The organism is Collinsella tanakaei, assembly GCF_016900375.1.
GTDB lineage: Bacteria > Actinomycetota > Coriobacteriia > Coriobacteriales > Coriobacteriaceae > Collinsella.
This window is the reverse complement of sequence record NZ_JACJKB010000002.1, coordinates 130,386-152,650: the sequence shown is the minus strand read 5'-3', so window position 1 is coordinate 152,650 and position 22,265 is coordinate 130,386. Positions and strand designations below refer to the sequence as shown.

The following is a 22,265-nucleotide window of genomic DNA, read 5'->3' as shown; positions in this document are numbered from 1 at the left end:
GGGATAGAAGCCGCCCAGAATCTGTTTGAAACCCCCGTTTAGGATTCCTTCACCACTATGTGAAGGAGGTCTAGACATGAGTCCATCGACATGCAGCGATGTCTCTCTGCGTCCCGCTGCGCACCATCAGGCGACGCTGCATATCCTGATGCGCGCGATCGCGATCATCACCGCCATCGCCGCCTGCTGCGCGGCGGCAGCATGCCCGCGCACCGCACTCGCCGAGCCAGAAAGCATCACCGTCGGTTCCTTGGTACCCAACCCGTACTCCTACGGAGGAACCGGCCACTTCATCCGAACCGATCAGGCGGACTCCCCTGTCGCGTACTGCGCTCAGGGCTGGCTCATCATCCCTCAGGAGGGTCAGGTCCTCGAGCGCCATGGCGCGATCGACATCCCCGAGCTCGACTACGTCATGTACCACGGCTACGACGGCGTAACCGTCACCTCGGTGCTCGGACTCGACGAGGAGCGCTCCGAAGCCGCCACAACGGCCGCAGTCTGGCTGGCCATCGGCGAGCAGTGCCCGGAGGTCCTCAACTTCGTTCCCAATAACGGTGAGCCGTTCCACGGCAACAAGATGTATCTCGAGCGCTGGCAGCGCCTCGAGGATGAGCAGGTCAAGAACGCTGCCAAGGAGCTGTATGACCAAGCTGTCGCCTATCGCGAGGCGGGAGCAGGCGGCGACGAGGCCGGCTGCGCCATCATATGGCTCAACCATACGATCTATGAGGTCGATAACAACTACAGCTATCAGGCTCTTGTCACTGCGGAAAAGCGGGTGACGGTCTCGTTCGAGAAGGCCTCGAGCAATCCCTCCCTCACCGGCGGCAACGCCGCCTACTCCCTCGAGGCCGCATCATACGACATCTTCTTGACCGAGAGCGAGGAACTCGTCGATTCCGTCACGACCGACGCGAATGGCCATGCCGAGGTAAAGCTCAAGCCGAATACCTCGTACTACGCTGTTGAAACTGCGGCTCCCGCTGGATATTCCAGCTCCGAGGAGCGCATACCCTTTGAAACCGCGCTCGAACCGACAACCGTCGAGCTGCTGGACGACCCGCTGACCTTCTCGTTCGAACTCACCAAAAAGGATGCCGCCACGGGTGGCTCCGCGCAGCCGGGCGCCTCGCTCGAGGGCGCGACCTATACGCTTACCTCTACCTCAACCGCCGGGTTTACCAAATCGGGCACGACCGACGCCGAAGGACGCATCGTGTTCGACGGAATCCCTCTTGGATCGATTAGCATCGTGGAAACCGCCGCGTCGCCCGGCTATGCACTCGACGCCACGGAGCACGTCTTCGAGGTGACCGCTGAGGACATCTCGTCCGGAGCACCGTTCATGCTCTCCCCTGCCGACATCTTTTACGAGACTCCTATCGCATTCGACATCGACCTGGTTAAAACGCTCGACTCGGGACAGGAAGCCGAGGGAGAAGAGCTTCCTCCCGCAGAGGGCGTCACGTTCCAGATCATTTCCAACACGACAAACGAGGTCGTCGGCACGATGATCACCGATGCCGATGGCCATGCTTCCACCGTGGGAACCTGGATGGGAACCGGTGAGCGTCCCGATGGCGCACAGGGATCTATCCCCTATGACGCGGCCGGCTACACCGTACGCGAAGACCCCGCAACCGTTCCGGTGGGAGCCGCGCCCCTTGGCGACTGGGTCATCGGTGCAGACGAGATGGTCGACGGTGCAACGCTGCACTACGCCGTTACGAACACCGTGGTAACCTCTCAGCTCACCATCGTGAAGACGGACGAAGAGAGCGGCATGCCGGTCAAACTGGCCGGATTCACCTTCACGATCCTCGATTCGGACGGCCAGCCCGTCGGAAACGACGCGTGGTATCCCACCGCACCAGAGAGCAGCTCATTCACCACCGATGAAACCGGTCAGGTCACACTGCCCTCCTATCTGCGCGCCGGAATTTACCGCATTCGCGAGACCAGCGCGCCGGCGCCCTATGTCGTCAGGGAAGAGGACACCGAGCTCGTGATTGACGAGGGCATGCCGAAGGCGGTCGTCACCGTATCTGACCGTCCCGCCACCGGCGCGGCGACGCTCACCAAGACCTGCAGCGCGGACAACCAGCCGCTTGAAGGGGCTGAGTACCGCGTAGTGGCGCAGGAGGATGTCGTCGACCCCACTGGTACGATCTGCGCAACGGCGGGGCAAACCATGGGAGCGGTAACGACCGGTGCCGACGGCACGGCCCGAATCGAGAGTCTTCCCTTGGGTTCTGGAACCGCATCCTATGCCTTCATCGAGACGAAAGCGCCTATCGGACATGCCCTTAGCACCGAGCCCCTTGCGTTCACCGTTTCGTACGTCGACCAGGAAACGCCCGTGGTCGAGGCGCAGGTTTCAGCGACCAACGAGCCGACCGGCATCACCATCACCAAGATTGCGGCTGGCGAAGGTGGCCAGGTGCTCGAGGGCGCCCAGTTCCGCATCGTACCCACTGACGAGGCGGCACCCGTGGAGGACGATACGGCCGATGAATCCCCAACCGAGGACGCTGACGCTCCGGACGACTCCGCCACTGATCAGGATTCCGAAAACAATCGGAGCGACGAGCAGGTAGAGCCACAAACAACAGCACTGCGCACGCAGGAGCAGCAGAATGATCCGGCAACCGATGAAGAGACGGACCAGACGCCTGACGACGATGAATCCGCAGACAACAGCGATACCACCATCGATGAAACCACTGAACCGGAAACCGATTCAGTGACCGAGTCAGGTGACGACGAACCGGTGGAGGATGCCCAGTCCGGTGTCTACACGACCAATGAGCAGGGAACTTGCACGGTGCTCCATCTGGATTCCGGCACGTACCGCATCGAAGAGGTCGCGTCTCCCGAGGGCTATATCAAATACCTGGCATCCGGCCCCACCTTCGAGGTATCCCCCGATGGCCTCATCGACGGACAACCCCATGCCGCATTTACCATCGAGAACGACACGACCAAGGTGGACATCTCAAAACGCAGCTCGGCCGATGAATCGTTTATTGAAGGTGCTCAGTTGGCACTTCTCGACAGCGAAGGCTGGCCCATCGAAAGCTGGACATCCGAAGCTGTTCCCCATCGCGTCGAGGGTCTGGCGCCTGGCGAGTACATCCTTGCCGAGGAAACCGCACCGCGCGAGTACAACGAGGCAACCGAGGTCGCCTTTACCGTCGAGGAAACACCCGAGGTTCAGTCGGTCACGATGTATGACGACCCAATTAGCATCTCGGCGACGATCGATAAGCGTCAGGAGCAGCTTGAGGAGGATGTCAAAGCGGGAAAGGAAATCTCCTACTGCATCGACTTCCGCAATACGAGCTCGACATGGGTCGATGAATTCACTGTCACCGACGAAATCGAGGCCGCCACGAACGGATCGGCCTATCTCGAGGGCATCACCACGCCCCGCATCGCAGGAGATCGCGATGGCGTGCTCAACGTGTGGTATCGAACCGATGCGGAGACCTCAGCGATCGAGACATCCAGCGCGAACGCAACGTACAACGAGGCATCTTCCAATCCATGGCTCGACGATGAGACGGTGCTCAACGGCTTAGGTGAGGACCGCCGTGCCCTCGATTACAACGGTTGGCACCTGTGGAGGGAATCGGTCAAAGCGGATAATTCGACCTATCTGACCACAAGCAACCTTCCCTTGCAGGGCGGAGAGCACATTATCGCCATCCGCCTGGAATACGGAGCGGTCGACGCCGATTTTTCGACACGCATCGACCTTTGGGACCGTTCCGACCTACACGACGAGGGCGACAGCGTGGCCGACGCTCAAGAGGCGGGCCAGTCGTCAGGACTCATCGTCAAGCTGAAGACCACCGAGGTCTTCAGCGATGGCGTCGAGCTTGCCAACACCGCGCGCGTCGATGCGTTCCGCAACGGCGGAGGCGACGGCCTTGAAGCTCATGACAGCGACCGCGTGCGGCAGGGAGCCGGTGCCACCATCTGGGATCTCGATCAAACCGGCGTTTCTATCGGAGGGTTTCTATTCGTTGCCGCAACCGCCGCAGGGGCGGGCATCTGGTCGATGATGCGCAGCCGCCGTATCCGACCCATACCGATAAGAAGAAGGAGATGGTAGGCGATGGTTTCACGTGACACAAACCGATTTGATAAAGGCAGGATCATCCGTGCCGTTGCGATCATGCTCGCGCTCGTTTGCTTTGGATGCCTCATTTGGCAGATCGTTGGCATGAGGGACGATCCGGTGGGCACGACGATCGGGGACTACGAGGGCATGACGCGCGACGAGATCCAAGAGGCACTCAATCGCACGGTCGAAGAGAACATGATGACGGTCTCGATAGCGTCCACGGCGATCATCAACGAGGACGGCTCGGTGCGCGTCAACCTCGTCAACCCCGAAGACAATGCGTTTTATCAGCAGTATTCGATCATTCAGGACGAAGAGGTCCTGTACACATCGGAGCCGCTCGCTCCGGGCCGCAAGATCGAAACCTGCGAGATCGACGGCCTCGAACCGGGCGAGGCGAGCATCGAGATACAGGCCGTGACGGAAGACACGAACGAAGCTCACGGCAGCCCCACGCGGGTCAACATCACCGTCAACGAAGCACAAGCTTCGTAGGTTTGGCATCGTGCGCGATGCCCGAAAGAGAAAGGATGGACCATGGGACAGCAACTGAATCGAACGAGGCAGTACGTAGGGATGACGGCGTGCGCGCTGGGAACGCTCTCGGCGCTCATGGCGCCAGTTAGCGCCTTCGCTACTACAACAACCGAAGTAACCGGCAATGAGGGGACAACGGAGGTGACCGTCAAGGCGGCAGAAGGCAACATTGTGTTTGAGGTGCCGACGGTTATTCCCTTTGCTGCGGGCGGCGACGGTTCGCTGATCGTGCCGGACAGTGAGACTCTTCAGATTTCGAACAAATCGATTTTCGCTATCCACGTCACCAACATGGAGGTTACGCAGGAAGACCCCTGGACTCTTGTTAAGGATGCCCTGGACTCTGATGAAAGCAACTCCATTGACTTCAAAGTTGGTCCAGAAACAGACGAGAAAGATGCGTACAACGCCTCGCAAAATGGAGGAACTGACCTTTCAGGAAATGCAAAATGGGACATGGGATACCTAGGCTCGGGCACGGAATCCCTCAATCTTTCCGCATCAGGACATATATCCCATGTCACCGAAGACCTTTCCGCAGACGGCTCCAAGGTAGCCACCATCACGTGGACGGTTGAGGCCGGCCAGCATCATGTCTAATCACCCGCGTGCGCAGATGTATGGCTTGACGTGCATCTGCGCGGCAGCTGCTCTTACCTGGCCGCTCAGCGGCATTCGAGCAGCTTGGGCAACAGACGTACCGGCGGCCGCCGAGCAGACCGCGTCGGGAACCACCGAGGTCTCCGTCATGCAGGTCTCCCCGAAGGCGAGCGCCGCTCCAAGGAGCACGCAACCCACTACCGTTCGCACCGGAGACCTTGCTCAAACGGGAACCGCTAATCCCGCGACGTTCATCATGATCGCAGGTCTCGGTTCCTGCCTGCTCCTCGCCGCCACATCTGACACCGCATCGAATAGCAGCACCCAATAGCCTAGAAAGGGGACCGCCGTGAATCATATTGTCGCTCTTATGCGAAGGGCGGTCCCCGCTCTGGCCCTGGCTCTCACGCTCGCATTGAACCCTATGCCTGCCCTTGCAAGCGACATATCCGACCTGGCGGAACATTACGGCCTTCCCGCACCGACCCTTATCTTGCCTCAGGCGCGCGCTAGAAGCTCCACAATCTTCGACGCCCAGCCGGGACAATGGGAGGAGTTCAGCCGCGAGGAAGGCATCGGGATGGTGCAGGTCAACGACTTCTTTATCGCTGAACAGCCCACATCGGATGGCTCCATCGGCGTCACCGTCCGCACCACGATCTACAACACAGGCCTCAATTACGTGATGTGGACGACCTCGAAGGACATCTACTGCGATGGCACATGGGTAGCAGGCATTGAGCCAAGCTACGATGAGGCCGGCATGGGTGGCAGTATCACCCAATCCGCCACGTTCTTCCTGTCGGAAAGCGGCGTCCACCGCATCACGAGCACGGAAACTGAGTTCAGAGGTGGTACCCAAACAAAGGCTGGATGGGACTTCGAGGTCAAGGTCCCCTTCGCTATCGCTGTGGGCGATAACGAAGGCGGCTCAATCAGCCCCTCCGCCTCACTGTATGCGGATCCCGGATCGACCCACACCTTTGCGATTACCCCCGATGAGGGATACCGCATCGATGCCGTTCTTGTCGATGGAGAGGATGTCGGGCCTGTCAGCTCATACACCTTTACCGATATCAATGGCGACCATCGAATCGAAGCGACATTCCGCAAGGTCTGGAGCGTTGTCTTTCTCGATGGCGACGGCAATGAAATCGCACGGGAAACCGTCGACGACGGCACCTCCATCGATGCTCCCGCGATTCCCGATAGAGACGGCTACGCTTCATGCGGATGGGATGCGGACCTCAGCTGCGTCACAGCCGACCTGATCGTGCGCCCCGTCTACGAGCCCATCATCACGGTGCGCGTGCCGGCGATTGTCCCCTGCACGATCCTACCCTCGGGAGAAGTCGTCGCCCCCGATGGATACGCAATCGAAAACGACTCCTGCGTCGATGTGACCGCAGTGTCGATCGAAGCGGTAGAGCAGGAGGCTGATACGACGATCTCCCTGCACGACGGCGATACCATCGTCTTCTCGACCGCAGGTGGCGGCAGCGGGCTATCAATTGGTGTGAAGGATTCCAAGGAGCTCACCTGGCAAATCGGTCCGCTGGATGCTGCGAACCATGCGGACCTCATAGCTGCTGCAACTCAATCTGAACAGCGCCTTGGCCTTATTCGTTTCACGTTCGAGGCTCTGACATGATGACGTCGGTCGTTCGCCGCGCCGTTCGGCTCATCGCTGCCTTTACCTGCTTCGTTTGCGTCATGTCGGCAGCCATCCTGTTGGCCCATACGACCGTTAACGATCGCGCGTATGACGAGCTGCGAGATGCCGTTTCGTCCCCTGAAAGTGCAGATCAAAACGATACCGGCCAGGACGGCGCTTCCCCTGATATGGATAACCTTCGGTCGATGGACATCGCAGCATGGCTTACCGTCGGCGGTACGGATATCTCCTATCCCGTCGTGCAACCAGATGACGAGCTGCCGCGCGACTGGTATCTGACCCACAATGTATGGGGAGATTGGGATCCCTTGGGCTGCCCGTACCTTGATCGCCGATCGGGCGTAGAGGGCAAGCACCTTTTGGTGTTTGGCCACCATATGCAAGGCACCAATCAGATGTTCAGCGAACTCTCTTCGGCCTACGAGCAGGATTCATTCGACACGATACGCATGGCGAGCTGGGCTACCCCGCAAGGGGATGTAACCGAATTCACGCCATTGCTGGCGATGAACGTCGACGCATCCTACGCCAGCATCCAGCGTTTTGAGTTTACCGATTCCAACGACTTGCACGCATGGCTCGAGGATCTCATCGGTTCTGCCACCGCGGTATCGCCGAACGCCATCGCTTTTACCGAACACGCCATACGGGTTTTGACGCTCGTGACCTGCTCTGAAGCTCAAGCCGGCGGCAGGACGCGCACGCTTATCGTGTTCGCCCAAGTAGACGCGTTGTCTGAGGAGTAGTGGAAACCCGGCGTGAAAGCCTAGGCCGCGGGTTCACCCTCAGTGGCATCGGCAGCCTCGCCGGAAGCAGCAGTGCCGCCCTCGGCGTTAACATCGCCCTGAACGGCAGCATCGCCCTCGGCAGCTCCATCCTGAACAGTAGTCGAATCGGTAGCCTCCTGAACGACGTCGTCGGCATGGAGGTTCTCAGGGGTTGACCCCTTGGCACCCACGAACAGGGCAAGCGCGAAACCAAGGGCCACGGCGACGATGGCGCCGACCAGATAGAACACCCAATGCTTCTTGATGAATGAGAACACAAGCCCTCCTGTGATTTCCTCGGTTGATTGGTATGCTAGCAGCATTCGACGAAAAAGGTGTCCTCTACCCGCATCACCATAGGGAATATGCTCCAGAAAACGGGTAGGAAAGCCATAACCGGGTTAAAGCAAGCAACCTGAAAGGACGATTATGGCAGACCATTCCTACGAGCTGTATATCATGCCCTCCTGCCCGTTTTGCCATCGCGTTCTCGCGTTCATGGACGACCATGACATCAACATCCCCTTGAGGGACATCACGACGGATCGCGAGGCCGAGCAAACTCTGATCGATGTGGGCGGAAAGCGTCAGGTTCCCTGCCTGTTCATCGATGGAAAGCCGCTCTACGAATCGCTCGACATCATCGACTACCTGGCGAAGAACCTGAGCTAGCAACACATGAGGACACCAGAAAAAACGGCCGCGATCCCAAGGGAGCGCGGCCGTTTTTGCATGCGATAAACCCTCTGCTACGAGCGACGGATGACCTCGGTCACCACGTCGGCAGCAAGCGCGATATTCGCCGGATCGACATTGAGCGAGATGTCCTCCTGGCTGTGCGAGCAGGCGAGGCTCGCGCCGTCGACACCCGCCAGCGTGCAGGCACGCAGGCTCATCTCCATGGCAGCATGGGCGTCGGTGTCCAGGAACGGCATGTCGACCGAACCGATCTCGTGGTGGAAGTCGGAAGACACGCGCGAGATGAGGCCCATGATGCGCTTGTCGCCCTTGAGCACACGGCGCTCGCCCTCGGTTGTCAGCATGGCCAGACGACCCGCGCCGACGCACTCGAGGTTGATCATGAACACGCCGCGCAGCTTGTCGCGATGCGCATCGAGGAACTCGCGGATACCGGCATTGCCGTTCTCGGACGCACCGGTCGCAACGAACCAGATGTCATGGCCGAGCAGCTCGTCGTCACCAAGAGAGGCGACGGCCTCGCGCAGCTCATCCTCGGTCAGCGTACCGTCGCTGGCAGCGCCGCCCTTCCAGCTGTCGTCGCCCTCGAACTTATCCCACGAGCCGATGTTACGGCCGGAGTTCTTGGCATCGTAATCCTCGTCGACACCAAGCCACTCGCTCATGCTGTTCTCGTCGCGCTTCTTCTTGCGACCGAACAGACCGCCGAGACCGCGCTTCTTCTTCGCCTTCCGGGGCGTGGGAGCCGAGATGGTCTTGAACTTGCCGGTCGACGGCTTGGGCGCATCGTCGGAGCTCACGACCGAGAACTGCATGGTGCCTCCCTTGGCGCGGGCGCTGGTGTCGGTCACGCCGCCGGTCCACAGCTGACCGGAAGCCGACGGGGTCGGATCGGGCAGGTCGAGCAGCGAAGAGCGGCTACGTGCAGGCGCCGCACCGGTCGTGGCGGAAATATCCGGCAGCTTGATGGAGCGCTGGCGGCGCTGCGGAACGTCATGCTCGATCTCGTTCATGATCGAGTCGACCGTCTCCACGCGACGCGGCTCCACGCCGGGCACGGGCACGGTGGAATCGATGACGGTGGACATGTCGAACAGCCGCGTCTCCCCGTTCAGAGGCGCCTCGGGCTGAGACTCCGCAGATGTCTGGGGCACCTGAGCCTGATCGAGCGTCGGCAGGTTCGGAATCTCGCGCACCTGATGCTGGACCGGCTCGGGCTCAGGAATGTACTCATCCTCCTGCTCGACCGGAAGCTCGTCCTCGGCTTCGAAAGCAGCGGCGTCCTCTACGAAGCCCCCATCCACGGAAGCGACTTCCTCGTCGAACTCGTCGTACGCGGGCTCAGTCTCCTCAGTCTCGATATACTCGTCGACCTCGGACTCTACAACGACATCGTCGTCGATGGCGAACGTCTCGTCCTCGACAGCCGTCTCGGTGTCCTCAGAGACCTCCTCGGCGGCGGCGTCAGCAGCAGCTGCGAACTCGACGGTGTGGTCGATCGAGGCCTCTTCGGGCACGGTGATCTCGGTATCGCTGATGATGATCTCGTCCTCGTCGATATCGCCCTCGGACTCGTCATCGTCGACAGGCTCGAAGATCGCCTCCATGATGTCGAGGTCATCGGCGAGCGGCTCGACGTCGAACATCGACTCGTCGAACGAGACGTCATCGAACGAGGGGGACTCATAGGCAGCATCGATGCGCTCATCGGACGGAGCATCCTCGAGCGGCTCATCCTTAACTGCAGGCTCATCCTCAACAGAAGCCTCGTCCTCGACGATCTCCCCGTCGGACTCGGGCTCGAGCTCGAGCTCACCCTCGAACTCAGGCGCGGGCGCGGTGGCGTCGACCTCAGCATCATCCTCGACGATCTCCCCGTCGTAGGAATCAACCGGCTCCTCGTCCTCATACGATTCGACGAGGGCGCTCATGACCGCGGTCGCGCCGGGCTCGATGGCTTCGGCATCGTCCGAGACGCCGATCGCCCACGAACCGTCTTCCTGCTGCTCGAAGGGAATATGCTCCATGACCGCCGTCGACTCGGGCTCGTAACCGGCCTCGACGGCACCCTGGAGCTCATCCTCCATCGGGAGCTCTTCCACAGCTGCCGCAGGCTCGGACACGAACTCATCCTCATAGCCGGCAACGGGCTCGGTGAACAGTGCGCTCTGGTAGATGGAAGCGAACGCCGTCAGGTCATCGTCGTCGGACACGGACTCCTCGAGGGCAGGCTCGACCTGCTGGTCCTCGACCTGCTCCTCGGCCTCGGCCGGAACCTCTTCCTCGAGCATCTCCTCGTCAGCCACATCCTCCTCGAACGCGACGTCGGCACCCTCAACCGGAGCAACCTCGTCGGTCAGCTCCTCATCATCGGTTTCGACCTCGTCCTCGTCGTCGACCTCGTCAAAGATCGCCTCCTGGACATCGTCGTAGCCATCGAGCTCGTCGGACTCCTCGTCGAACGCGGCGTCTTGCTCGTCGTCCTCAAATGCAGCCTCGGTATCGTCCTCGACAAGCTCGTCGTCAGCGTAGTCGTCAGCGACGTACTCGTCGCCCTCGGGCTGGATTTCAGACTCGGTTTCATCCTCGTCCTCATCGGTGAGCTCATCGTCATCCTCGATGGCCTCGAACATGGCCTCCATCGGGATGTCGATGTCGTCCTCCCAGCTGTCCTCCTCGTAATCCTCGTCCTCGAGGTACTCCTCGGCAGCTTCGTCGTCCTCTTCCCCATCGATCATCTCGTACGAGTCGTCATAGGCGCCGACGTCCTGCTCGTCCTCGGCGTCGTACTCATTCTCCGCGTACTCGGCGGGCTCGATATCCTGATCGTCCTCGAAATATTCGTCCTCCGTGGCGACCTCGGCGGCCATGGCGTCGGACTCGAATACGTCCTCTTCCTCGTAGGCCTCCTCCCGCTCGGAAACCTCATCGGCAGCGGGCGCGACCTGGCTTGCCACGGCGGCAGCAGCGGCAGCGGCGACGGGAGCGGCCTCGACGACAGGCATGGGGATATCCGCGATAGCACGGGGAGCAGTCGCCTCAGGCTTGGGCTCAGGCTTAGGCTCCGGTGCCGGCTCGGGCTTGGGCGCAGCCTTGCGAATCGGGAAATTCAAAACGGCCTTGGGCTTCGGCTTGGGCATCGCGTTCGGCTCGTACTCGATCACGGTGCTCTCGGCGACCATGCCGAGACCGCGGATAGCGTCCAGACCGTAGCGGATGCAACCGGCATCGTTGACGGGAAGCTCTTCCTCCTCGACGGGCTCGGGCTCGACATCGAGCTCCTCCTCGACGTCCGCCTCGTCCTCGTCCTCGATGGGAGCGGGCTCGGCATCGAGCGACTCGAGGGCGGCCTCAACGCCGTCGTTGGCAACAAGCTCATCATCCTCGGAAACCTGGACGACAGGCATCTGAACGGTAACGCCCGTCAGAGGCACGACCACGTCGTCCTCCTCGTCGGCCACCTCGTCCTCTGCCGCCTCGAGACCGTAGGCGAACTCCTCCTCCGGCTCCTCTTCGGTGAAGACGTCCTCGTCGGTCGTACCATCGGACTCGCCGCGCTCGATGATCGGTGCCTGACCGTTCGCAGCGGCGGCCTCCATAAAGGCATCGTTGAACTCACGGCGCTGCTCGGCCATAAAGGCGGCAAACGGAACGTCCTCCGGGAACTCCTTGGAGCCCTTGAAGGGCGAGACGGCATCCATGACGCCGAGCATGGCGGCGACCGACGACTTGTTGCACACCGCGCCGCTCGTATAGGGCAGCACGTAGCGGTTGAGCAGCACGGAAACGCCGATGACAAGCGGCACGAGCGAGATGATCAGGGCAACGAGCCACAGGATCAGCTTCGCGACCTCGGGGATGGGCAGCAGGCGCACCACCGCGACGGCGACAGGAATCGCCATGGCGAAGGGAAGCAGCTTGACCAGGATCGGACGGTAGGGCGAAAACGGCATCTGCGCCAGGAAGTCGGCGCGAGGCGAGTCGTAATGGGCCACGACCACAACCGGTCGGTTACGCGGTGAGGCAAGCGGGCCGGCCGCCTTGTGGTAGGCGATTACGTTCTGCGACAGACCGCCGGCGCCGATCCGCGGAAAGCGAATACGACCGAAACGCTCCAGCATGAACAGAACGCCGCAGATGATCACGAGCAACGTTCCCACCGCACCGACGACACCGCCGACCACCATGAGGACCACGCCGATGAACATCAGCAGGCACAGCACGGCGCGCACGAGGCGCGGCGACGATGACGAGGTGAACTCCTGAATCTCCGGCTCGAAACCGTGGTTCGAGAAGATACTTGCGATCTCCTCGGCGGCGGCACGCTCCTCCTCGCTGCACGCAGGGGTGATGCCGACGCTCTGAAGCAGGTGGTTCAGGTATTTTTGGGTATTCGCCATGAGGGCTCCACATCGTTATGACCTATATGCGGACGGACGATGCGAACACATCCGTCCGTATGTAGTCGAAAGTATACCCTGAACTCAATTGACCCGCAGCTTTACATACCTCTTACCGCTGCACACCTCCCGTTCAGCCACCTATCTCCACATCGACTAGAATGGTCCGGAACCGTTGATTTTCACCTTGCGGCAGAAAGGCGGCGCCGTCATGTTGGAATCCGATACCACCGCGCAGCCCGAAGGGCTCGAGCTCAGCGAAACCGCCCTGCGCATCCTCAACCTCCTGTTCATCCTCAACGCCTCATCGGTGCCCCTGACGACCGAGCAGATCATCAGCGATGCCGACGTCGGCTACGGTTCGGCCAACAGGGCCTCGGACCTGAAGAAGTTCAAGCGCGATCGCGAGAAGCTCGCGGAGCGCGGCGTGATCGTCAAGGAGATCCGCCCCGAGGGGGCTCAGCGGACCGAGGAAAGCCTCTGGACCATCGACCGCTCCAGCACGTACGCATCGCTCGGTGCCATCTCGCGCGACGATGCCGACGCGCTGCTGCGCGCCGTCGACGAGTGCCTTTCGCGCAGCGACATCCCCTTCCGACGCGCGCTGCTCGATATCAGGCAGCGCCTGCAGACCATGACATCCCGGGAAGCTGTACCGGCAAGTCTCGACGCGAGCCCTTCGCACCAGGAGAGCCGCGCGGCCGAAACGCTCTGGAGCGCCTTCGCGCTCCGGCGCAAGGTTCGGATCGCCTACATTGACGCCAAGGGTTCCGAAAGCCAGCGCACGCTCGCCATCTGGGGCATGTTCATGCAGGACGGCCACACCTATTACGTGGGACTCGACGACCAATCGGGCAGCGTGCGCACATTCCGGGGCGATCGCATCGTCCGCGCATGGCGCCCCACGGGCAGCTATGCCATACCCTCATGGTTCGATGTGCGCGACTACCTGTTCCTGCCGTTCGACCTCGGCGCGGGCCTTGCCACCAAGGTCTCGTTCACCATTCCCGCCGCCGTCGACGCTGCCGAGCTCAAGGCCCTTACCAAAGAGCGCGGCGAGCTGACATGCGACGAGAGTCGGGGCGCCTGGGTGTGGACCGTCAAGGCAGGCGATGTGACCGAGGCAGCGCGGTTTGCGCTCGCACACGCTCAGTGCGGCATGAGGCCGCTGGCGCCGCAGAAACTGGTAAACGCCTGGAAGGCTTGTATAGATAAGGCGGTGGCGGCCCATGGCTAACGCACGTTTGACCGCAGAGCAGACGGTAATCGCCGGCATCAGACTGCTTGAGGCGCTCTCGGCCGCCCCGGGACAGACGCTCAGCGCGCAGGACGCAACCGTGCGCTTGGGTATCGATAGCGCGCAGCTCGGGCAGGTTGTGGAGACCCTCTCCGCGCTTTCCGACCGATCGAGCGGTGCGCGCGCCGCCGTGGAGCTCGCGGGCGACCGCGTCGTCCTGCAGGGTGATGCCGCGCTCATCATGCCGCGCCGTTTCAGCCTCGAGGAGAGCATGGTTCTCGCACACGTTCTGGACGTGCTCGACCTCGATGACGACACACGCGAGCGTATCCGCCGCGCCTTGGGGCCTGTCGACGGCCGCGCTGAGCGCCCCGGCATCGCCGAGCCTGCGCGATACGGATCATGGTTCTCCCAGCTCAGCGAGGCTATAGAGGATGGCATCCGCTGCACGATGTCATACCGCTCCCTCACGGACGACACGGCGCGCGAACGCCTGATTGACCCTCTTTCCATCCAGGAGGAGCACGGCGACGCCTATCTGGTGGCCTGGGATGTGCAGAAGGACGCCGAGCGGCGCTACCGCCTCGACCGCATCAGCGGTCTCGCGTTCACCGACGAGTCGGTCGACGCCCATGAGGTTGGGACACTCGACATCGCGGAAAGCTTGCATCGAGCGGGAACGTCGACGCGCCTGCGACTGCGCGCCGGAGCCTCCTCCTTTATGCTCGATTGGGCCGGCGTGGCGGATATCGTGCGCAGCGACGACGGATCGACGGAGTTCACGCTGTTCTACTCGTCGAAACCCTGGCTGTTCGACCAGGTGCTCGCAATGGGCGGCGATATCGAGATGCTCGAGCCCGCCGAGCTGCGTGACGAGCTCCTCGTGTATGCGAATGCCCTGCTCGACAGCATCAGCAACGGATAGGGGCCGCCGAAGCAGCCCCTATCCGCCAATCTACGTGCTCAATCTTACGCGCCGTGCGCGCGGCGCCACAGCTCGAGGTAGCGCCCGACCTGCTCGCTTTCGATGCGCTGGTATCCCGAGGTGGGCAGGGAGTTCAAAAACTTCTTACCGTATCCCTTCGTGACGAGGCGGGAATCGGCCAGCACGAGGACACCGACGTCGGACGACGAACGGATAAGGCGGCCTGCCGCCTGCTTGACCTCGAGCACGGCCTCGGGCAGGGCATACTGCGCCCAGGCGCGCTCCTCGCGGCGCTCGCGCTCACAGGCGAGCGGATCGGTCGGACTCGAGAAAGGCAGCTTGGGGATGACCACGCAGCGCAGCGTATCACCCGATGCGTCGAATCCCTCCCAAAAGGCCTTCAGCGCAAAAAGCGACGAGCTCTTTTCCGAGATGAAACGGTCTCTGAGCTGGCGCGCCGAGGAGTTGCGCTGCTGACAGGCGAGCTCGAGGCCCGCTGCCGCGAGCTTGGGTTCGACCCGCGCGAACAGGTCCTCCATATCGCGCCTGTTGGTGAACAGGGTGAGCGCGGAGCCGCCCATCGCGATGTGCACGTCGACAAGCAGCTGCTCAAGCGTGTCGAGATACGCGTCGCGGTTGCGCGGATCGGGAACATCGCCCGCCACGACGACCGTCATGTTCTCGTCGAAGTCGTAGCTCGAATCGAGATGCAGGGCCTTCGACGCGCCGGGCGCGAGCCTATCGAGACCCACTGCGCGGTTGAAGTGGTTGAAGTTGCCGGCGATCGAGATGGTAGCCGAGGTGAAGATGGCCGTATGTACCTCGGGAAGCCAACGCTCGGCGAGCATCTCGCCCACGTCGAGCAGCTCTGCGGTCAGCGATTCGCCGCCAGCGCGCAGGCGGCGGTTCACCTGCAGGGAGTACACATAGCGCTCATCTTCGCCCTTGACGATGAGCGAGAGCCCATCGAGCATCTCCTTGAGGCGTCGCGTGCCGTCGGCGACATCGACCACGAACTCGGGTTTATCGGCCGAAACGGTCTCCACGAGCGAGGCGAGATTCTTATGCGCCTCATCGAGCGCGTCGATGGCGGTCAGCGCGGGCGAGAGGAAGTGCTGCCAGCCGGCGCTCTCGCGCATCTCGGGGCCGATCCAGACGTTGGCGTTGTCGTACCCATCGGACCTGCCGCGGCGCGCCAGGTCGCGGACGCCATCGAAGACCTCCGCCATGGCGAGCGACGCGCGCTGAACCGTGGCGGTCGCCTTTGCCGACAACCCCATATAGAGCGTCGCCGCGTCAGACGATGCCAGATTGCGCACCAGCTGGCCGAGCGAGCCGGAGCGCTCGCCGCCCAAACGCTCGAAGATGGCACGCGACTCATCGGCTGAAACCGTCACCGCCCACTGACGGCGCGCCTCGCGCTCGATGGAATGGGCCTCATCGATAACCCAATGCCTGATAGGAGGCAGAATCTTGCCATCGGCAGCAACGTTGCGGAACAGCAGCGAGTGATTGGTCACCACAACATCCACACGCGAGGCGCGACGGCGGGCACCATGCACCAGGCAGCGATCCGGGAAGAACGGACACAGGCGGCGCGCGCACTCCCGCGAGGGCGTGGTGAGGTCGGCGCGGTTGACGCTGCGCCAACGGATGCCCAAGCCGTCGAGGTCACCGGTCGGCGACTGGCATACGTAGGCATAGATCACGGCGATGGCCGTCAGGGTGTCTGCGGGGTCGCGCGTGGTCCTGATCTCGGCGTCGGAGCGGCTCAGGCGCTCGAGCTTGCGCAGGCAGGGGTAGTGGTCGTACCCCTTGAGCGCGCAGAAGGTCAGCCCGCCATCGAGTTCACGCGCCAAGCGAGGCAGCTCGTGATAGATCAACTGGTCGGCGAGGTTATTCGACTTCGTCGCGATGCCAACCGTGACGTTGTTGCGCTTGGCGGCAGCGGCGAAGGGCACCAGGTAGGCGATCGACTTGCCGACGCCGGTACCAGCCTCGATCACGCGATGCGAGCTGGTCTCAAGCGCATCACGGACCTCGCAGGCCATCTCGACCTGCTCGGGGCGCGGCTCGTATCCGGGATACATGTGGTCGACGATACCGCCCGGCTCATAGCACGATTTGGTCTCGTCGGCGGTCGGGAGCAACAGAAATGGCAGGTCATCGGCATCGACACGCTCATCGGGAGCCTGCGCGCGCAGGATCTCGGTACGGGCTGCAGGCAGAGAGAAGATGCCGTCGGGGTCCTCGCCGGCCAAGAACGAGAAGATGGGGCGATAGCTCCAGGGAACATCCGGATGCATATCGGCAAGACGACGCATCAGACCGCGCGGCAGGTCGGTCAGGGCGACGAGCAGGATGCGCCAGACGCCGGCAAGCGCCTCGACGTCGTCGATAGCGCGGTGGGAAACGGCATCGCAGCCAAACAGCTCAGCCAAAACGGACAGCTTATGCGACGCCAGGCGCGGCAGGGCGATGCGCGAGAGCGCAAGCGAGTCGATCCAGATGTCGCTGACGTTAACGCCGCCGCGAACCGCTTCGATGAACGAGCGGTCGAAGGTGGCGTTATGCGCGATGACAGGGCATCCGCCCACGAAATCGGCCAGCATGGCGACCGCTTCCTCCGGCGAGGGCGCGTGCTGGACATCGCTATCGCGGATGCCGGTCAGGCGCACGATCTCGTCGGGGATGGGCACACCTGGGTGTACGAAGGTGTCGAAGCGGTCGACGATCTCGCGGCCGCGCAGGCGGGCCGCGGCGATCTCGATCAGGCGGTTGTCCTGCACCGAAAGACCGGTGGTCTCGGTGTCGAGGATGATGACGTCATCTTCGATCAGGCCGAACGAACGCGTCTTGGCGCGCTCGGCCAGGGTCTCGTAGGCCGCCACAACCGCGTCGGGCGTTCCCGCCATCACGGCATCTTCCATCGTCGTCATGGGCACGGTCTCTCCTTATCGGCGCGCGTGGCGCTCGATCGCCATCTCGATCAGCTGACCGCACACATCGCTGAAATCCATGCCCGCGTGGCGGACCTCATCGGGGAACAGCGAGGTATCGGTCATTCCGGGAATGGTATTCGTCTCGAGGATGACCGGGCCGTCGGCGGTGACGATGAAGTCGCTGCGAGAGAAGCCAGAGCATCCGAGGGCGCGATGGGCGCGGCAGGCGAGCTCCTGCGCGCGGGCGTACACGTCCTCGGGCAGGCGCGCGGGAATGCGGTGGATGTCGGTGGGGTCGACGTACTTGACACTCAGGTCGTAGAACTCGGCGTTCTCCGGCGTGCAGATCTCCACGATGGGCAGGGCCTTCAGGTTTTCACCGCCGAAGACGCCGACGGTGATCTCGGTTCCCTCGAGGCAGGTCTCGATCAGGGCCTTCTCGCTGTACTCAAGCGCCGCATCAACCGCCGAGGAGAGCTCGGCGGGGTCGGCTACCCTCGTGACTCCGTAGCTGGACCCGTTGACCGCGGGCTTCACGAACAGTGTGCTGCCGAGCTCGGCAAAGACACGCCCGGGGTCGATATCCTCCCCCTTCTGCACCGACATACCCTTGGCGATCGGGATGCCTGCGCGCTCGTACAGGATCTTCGAGAGCTCCTTGTCGGCACCGCAGACACTCGCCTGGGCATCCGAGCCCGTGTACGGGATGTCGAGGAACTCCATCACATGCTGGATCATGCCGTCCTCGCCGCCGGCTCCGTGCAAGGCGATGAACGCGGCGTCGTAGGAGCTGGAGCGCATGGCGTCGATGAAGCCCTCGTCGGCGGGGTCGAGCAGGTCAACGGACCCGAAACCGGCCTGTTGCAGCGCATTGACGGCATTGCGTCCGGATGAGAACGAGATCTCTCGTTCCGACGAGAAACCTCCTGCAAGCACGGCGATGTGCATATCCGCACGTTGACTGCTCTGCATAATCGTTGCTCCTTTATCGGTGTCACGGTCGCATGCCTTGATGTTCTTTGTCCATTGCGCGCGACTCATGCGGCCGCGAGCCGCGCGTTATTTTATTGTATAGGTATCGTAAGCTGTACACCTACAAGCTGTACAACCTTTGGAAGGTACTGCATGGAACGTTCTCATCGTCTGCGCGATATCCGCTCGCTTTCTGAGCAGGAGATCGCCGATCTCGTCAAAGAACTCGGCCAGCCCGCATTCAGGGCCAAGCAGATCTGCGAATGGCTCTTCGCCAAGCAGGCAGGCTCGTTCGACGAGATGACCAATATCCCCAAGAAGCTGCGCGAACAGCTCGCCGAGCACTTCACGTTCGCCACGCCGACCGAGGCCGCCAAGCAGGTTTCACACGACGGTTCGCGTAAGTATCTGCTGGAGTTCAGCGATGGGACCTCGGTTGAGACCGTCGGCATGCCGAGCCGCGGCAAGCTGTCGGTCTGCGTGTCGACCCAGGCTGGCTGCGCCATGGGCTGCGCGTTCTGCGCCACCGGCATGGGCGGCCTCAAGCGCTCGCTGACGGCGCGCGAGATCGTCGACCAGGTCATCCACGTTGCCCGCGACTTTGACGAGCGCGTGACGAGCGTCGTCTTCATGGGCCAGGGCGAGCCCTTCGTCAACATGGACGCCACGATCGAGGCGCTGCGCATGCTGAACGACCCGAACGGCATGGCCATCGGTGCGCGCCATCTGACGGTCTCCACCTGCGGCGTTATTCCGGGTATCAAGCGCTTCGCCGAGCTTCCCGAGCAGTTCACGCTCGCCATCTCGCTGCATTCCGCCATCCAGAGCACCCGCAACAAGCTGATGCCGGGCGTCAAGAAGTACACGCTTCCCCGCCTGCACGAGGCGATTCAGGCCTATGTCGAGAAGACGGGTCGCCGCCCGACGTACGAGTTCGCGATGATCGACGGCGTGAACGATACGAACCCCGAAATGGAAGCGCTTATCGACTTCTGCCAGGGCACGCTATGCCACGTGAACCTCATCCCGCTGAACGACACGCCGAATGCCCTGCTGAAGCCCTCCCCCATGAAGAAGGTCGAAACGCTTCAGAAGCGTCTGCAGATGCATGGCGTCGAAGCGACGATCCGCAACTCGCGCGGCTCCGACATCGACGCCGCGTGCGGCCAGCTGCAGCAGCGCCTGAGCGCCCAGCAGAAGGCGTAAGCCCACACGAGGCGATACGACGTTTCACATGAAACACGAAGGCCTGCCGGCACGATCGCCGGCAGGCCTTCGTTCTTACTAGATGCTATTAGCGCAGGTACCGACAATTATTTAGGTACCTTATAGACCAATAGCCTCCCACTGGTTCTCAACCCACTCCTGGTTGATCTTGGGGTTCTTGGTCATCTGGGCGGTGCGGACCGCAACGTCCTCGGTCATGTCCCCCACCTTCTTCTTCGAGGTCTGGTAGACATCCTTCGCACCACGCGTCAGTCTTCCGCGAAACTCTTCGTCGGTAACCATCTTGTAGCCGACAGCGACTCCCGCAATAACGGCCGCACCTGATATCAACGCCGCGATGATCCTACTCTTCATCCTCCACCTCCGAAGGCTTCATATCGGAGAGCACGCGATTCATGATGTTCGCGAGCTCGTCCTCGTCCTTGAATTCGATCTCGATCTTATTCTTGCCACGGGAGGACTTAACTTTCACGTTGGTATTGAAAACCTGGCGAAGCATACGCGCAGCCTTCTTAAACGACTGCGGCGTGACCGGACGAGGGGCTTTTGGCGTATCTCCGACCGAAAACAATGGAGCAAGGTTTTCTGTCGCACGAACGGACAGACCCTCAGCAACCACTTTCTCCGCCAGCTTGATACGCGCTTCCTCGTACGGCACTGCAAGGATGGCACGTGCATGTCCGGCAGTCAGCTTACCCTCGAACAGAAGGTCCTGAACGCGCTGCGGCAAATCGAGCAGGCGCAGCGAGTTGGTGATGGCAGACCTCGACTTGGAGACCGCTTTTGAGAGAGCCTCTTGCGTCATACCAGTCGCCTGAATCAGCTTGCGATAGCCCTTTGCCTCTTCGATAGGATTGAGGTCGGAGCGCTGAAGATTCTCGATGAGGGCAAGTTCGAGCATCTCGTTGTCGTCGACCTCACGGACCACGACGGGGACCTCAGTCACGCCAGCGATCTTGGACGCTTGGTAGCGTCGCTCACCCGCGATGATCTCATAGCCCTTATCGTCCTTGCGCACCAGCAGAGGCTGGAGAACGCCATGGCTGCGAATGGACTCGCTCAGCTCCTCGAGTTCGGTCTCGTTGAAGTGGGTACGGGGCTGATGGGGATTCGGATGGATGTCCTCGATGGAGACCATGGTCTCTTGGCGATCCTGCTGATTGCTACCGGCTTCAGTCTGAGCCTCCTGAATGAGGGAACCCAAGCCACGGCCGAGCGCCTTCTTCTTAGGACTTGGCACGCTTCACCACCTCTTTCGCAAGAGCCTTGTATGCCAGAGCACCCTTATTGGTGGGTGCATACGTCACGACCGGCATGCCGAACGACGGAGCCTCGGAAACCTTCACCGAACGCGGAATGCACGTCTTGAACGCAAGATCGCCGAAGTAACCCTTAACCTCATCCACCACTTGGTTCGAAAGCGAGGTCCTACTGTCGTGCATGGTCATAAGTACGCCAAAGGTCTCGAGCTTCTTGTTGATACGCGACTTGACCATCTTCATCGACTCGAGCAGCTTCGTAACGCCCTCGAGCGCGTAGTACTCGCACTGGATGGGAATCAGCACGCTATCGGCTGCAGTCAAAGCGTTGATGGTGAGCAGACCGAGCGAGGGTGGACAATCGATAAAGATGAAATCAAACTCATCGATTACTGGCTCGAGAAGATCCTTCAGCCTCGTTTCGCGCGCCATGGTCGAAACGAGCTCGATTTCTGCACCCGCAAGCTGGATCGTCGCAGGCACCACGTACACCTTCTTGCACTCGGTGTCCTGGATAATATCCTCAACCGGCACATCGTGAAGCAGCGCGTCGTAGATGCAATGATCGAGTTGCTCCTTCTCGACACCGAGTCCGCTCGTCGTGTTTCCCTGCGGGTCGAAATCGACAACCAGCACCTTGTAATTGAGCTCTCCCAAGGCAGCTGCTAGATTGACAGCAGTCGTTGACTTTCCGACGCCGCCTTTTTGGTTGATGATCGAAATCACGCGTGTGCTGATGCCGGATTTAGAGCGTTTGGTATCCCTGAATCCCACTGCGCCCTCCTTGGTACGAATTGTCTACAGTGCTGAAAGCGCGTTTCACGTGAAACATGTGTCGATTCTCACCCACGCGTTCCATCGTTCATTATGTTTCACGTGAAACCCAAGCGCAA

16 protein-coding genes are annotated in these 22,265 nt (G+C 61.5%); 9 read left to right on the top strand and 7 right to left on the bottom strand.

All coding sequences use genetic code 11. The features are described from left to right. Nucleotides 1-76 precede the first annotated feature (76 nt). The 5 genes from H6A16_RS01980 (at nucleotide 77) to H6A16_RS01960 (ending at nucleotide 7,690) form a co-directional block, all read left to right on the top strand. Nucleotides 77-4,120, top strand: a complete 4,044-nt coding sequence (locus H6A16_RS01980) for a SpaA isopeptide-forming pilin-related protein (RefSeq protein ID WP_204615666.1) — start codon at nucleotides 77-79, stop codon at nucleotides 4,118-4,120. Nucleotides 4,121-4,123: 3 nt separating this feature from the next. Then, nucleotides 4,124-4,627, top strand: a complete 504-nt coding sequence (locus H6A16_RS01975) for a hypothetical protein (protein ID WP_204615665.1) — start codon at nucleotides 4,124-4,126, stop codon at nucleotides 4,625-4,627. Nucleotides 4,628-4,669: 42 nt separating this feature from the next. Beyond that, nucleotides 4,670-5,269, top strand: coding sequence for a hypothetical protein (locus H6A16_RS01970; RefSeq protein ID WP_204615663.1), 600 nt, complete (start codon nucleotides 4,670-4,672; stop codon nucleotides 5,267-5,269). Between the two features lie 349 nt (nucleotides 5,270-5,618). Further along, complete coding sequence (locus tag H6A16_RS01965; protein ID WP_204615660.1) at nucleotides 5,619-6,920, top strand: InlB B-repeat-containing protein; 1,302 nt, start codon at nucleotides 5,619-5,621, stop codon at nucleotides 6,918-6,920. Next, a complete protein-coding gene (locus tag H6A16_RS01960; RefSeq protein WP_204615657.1) occupies nucleotides 6,917-7,690 on the top strand; it encodes a class B sortase in 774 nt (257 codons plus the stop codon). Before H6A16_RS01965 ends, H6A16_RS01960 begins: the two co-directional genes overlap by 4 nt. A 20-nt stretch (nucleotides 7,691-7,710) precedes the next feature. Here H6A16_RS01960 and H6A16_RS01955 read toward each other — a convergent pair whose 3' ends face one another. Next, nucleotides 7,711-7,989: a hypothetical protein gene (locus H6A16_RS01955; protein WP_204615654.1), complete on the bottom strand. Its 279-nt coding sequence runs from the start codon at nucleotides 7,987-7,989 to the stop codon at nucleotides 7,711-7,713. A gap of 151 nt (nucleotides 7,990-8,140) precedes the next feature. Here H6A16_RS01955 and H6A16_RS01950 point away from each other — a divergent pair, with 151 nt between their 5' ends. After that, nucleotides 8,141-8,383: a glutaredoxin family protein gene (locus H6A16_RS01950; RefSeq protein WP_204615651.1), complete on the top strand. Its 243-nt coding sequence runs from the start codon at nucleotides 8,141-8,143 to the stop codon at nucleotides 8,381-8,383. 77 nt (nucleotides 8,384-8,460) lie between these two features. Here H6A16_RS01950 and H6A16_RS01945 read toward each other — a convergent pair whose 3' ends face one another. Continuing rightward, nucleotides 8,461-12,810: a M28 family peptidase gene (locus tag H6A16_RS01945; protein ID WP_204615649.1), complete on the bottom strand. Its 4,350-nt coding sequence runs from the start codon at nucleotides 12,808-12,810 to the stop codon at nucleotides 8,461-8,463. A gap of 211 nt (nucleotides 12,811-13,021) precedes the next feature. Between H6A16_RS01945 and H6A16_RS01940 the strand changes: the two genes are divergently transcribed. Both H6A16_RS01940 and H6A16_RS01935 read left to right on the top strand, forming a co-directional pair. Further along, a complete protein-coding gene (locus tag H6A16_RS01940) occupies nucleotides 13,022-14,047 on the top strand; it encodes a helix-turn-helix transcriptional regulator (protein ID WP_204615647.1) in 1,026 nt (341 codons plus the stop codon). Continuing rightward, nucleotides 14,040-14,972 (top strand): helix-turn-helix transcriptional regulator, encoded by a 933-nt coding sequence (locus H6A16_RS01935; RefSeq protein WP_204615644.1) that lies wholly within the window; start codon nucleotides 14,040-14,042, stop codon nucleotides 14,970-14,972. The genes H6A16_RS01940 and H6A16_RS01935 overlap by 8 nt, the downstream gene beginning before the upstream one ends. A gap of 44 nt (nucleotides 14,973-15,016) precedes the next feature. On the opposite strand, the gene H6A16_RS01930 is transcribed toward H6A16_RS01935, so the two are convergent. Further along, nucleotides 15,017-17,911, bottom strand: coding sequence for a helicase C-terminal domain-containing protein (locus H6A16_RS01930; protein ID WP_204615642.1), 2,895 nt, complete (start codon nucleotides 17,909-17,911; stop codon nucleotides 15,017-15,019). A 15-nt stretch (nucleotides 17,912-17,926) separates the two neighbouring features. Further along, nucleotides 17,927-18,886, bottom strand: a complete 960-nt coding sequence (locus H6A16_RS01925; protein ID WP_204615640.1) for a D-alanine--D-alanine ligase family protein — start codon at nucleotides 18,884-18,886, stop codon at nucleotides 17,927-17,929. Nucleotides 18,887-19,039: 153 nt separating this feature from the next. Between H6A16_RS01925 and rlmN the strand changes: the two genes are divergently transcribed. Beyond that, on the top strand, nucleotides 19,040-20,092 hold the full coding sequence (gene rlmN / locus H6A16_RS01920; protein ID WP_204615639.1) for a 23S rRNA (adenine(2503)-C(2))-methyltransferase RlmN: 1,053 nt from the start codon (nucleotides 19,040-19,042) through the stop codon (nucleotides 20,090-20,092). A 120-nt stretch (nucleotides 20,093-20,212) separates the two neighbouring features. Here the strand turns inward: rlmN and H6A16_RS01915 are convergent, their stop codons facing one another. From H6A16_RS01915 to H6A16_RS01905, 3 genes are read right to left on the bottom strand one after another with little or no spacing between them, the layout of a single operon-like run. Next, the gene (locus H6A16_RS01915) at nucleotides 20,213-20,467 is read right to left on the bottom strand and encodes a hypothetical protein (RefSeq protein WP_204615637.1); all 255 of its coding nucleotides are present in this window, start codon (nucleotides 20,465-20,467) and stop codon (nucleotides 20,213-20,215) included. Continuing rightward, a complete protein-coding gene (locus tag H6A16_RS01910) occupies nucleotides 20,457-21,305 on the bottom strand; it encodes a ParB/RepB/Spo0J family partition protein (RefSeq protein ID WP_204615817.1) in 849 nt (282 codons plus the stop codon). Before H6A16_RS01910 ends, H6A16_RS01915 begins: the two co-directional genes overlap by 11 nt. A gap of 34 nt (nucleotides 21,306-21,339) precedes the next feature. Further along, nucleotides 21,340-22,146, bottom strand: coding sequence for an AAA family ATPase (locus H6A16_RS01905; RefSeq protein WP_204615635.1), 807 nt, complete (start codon nucleotides 22,144-22,146; stop codon nucleotides 21,340-21,342). Nucleotides 22,147-22,265 lie beyond the last annotated feature (119 nt).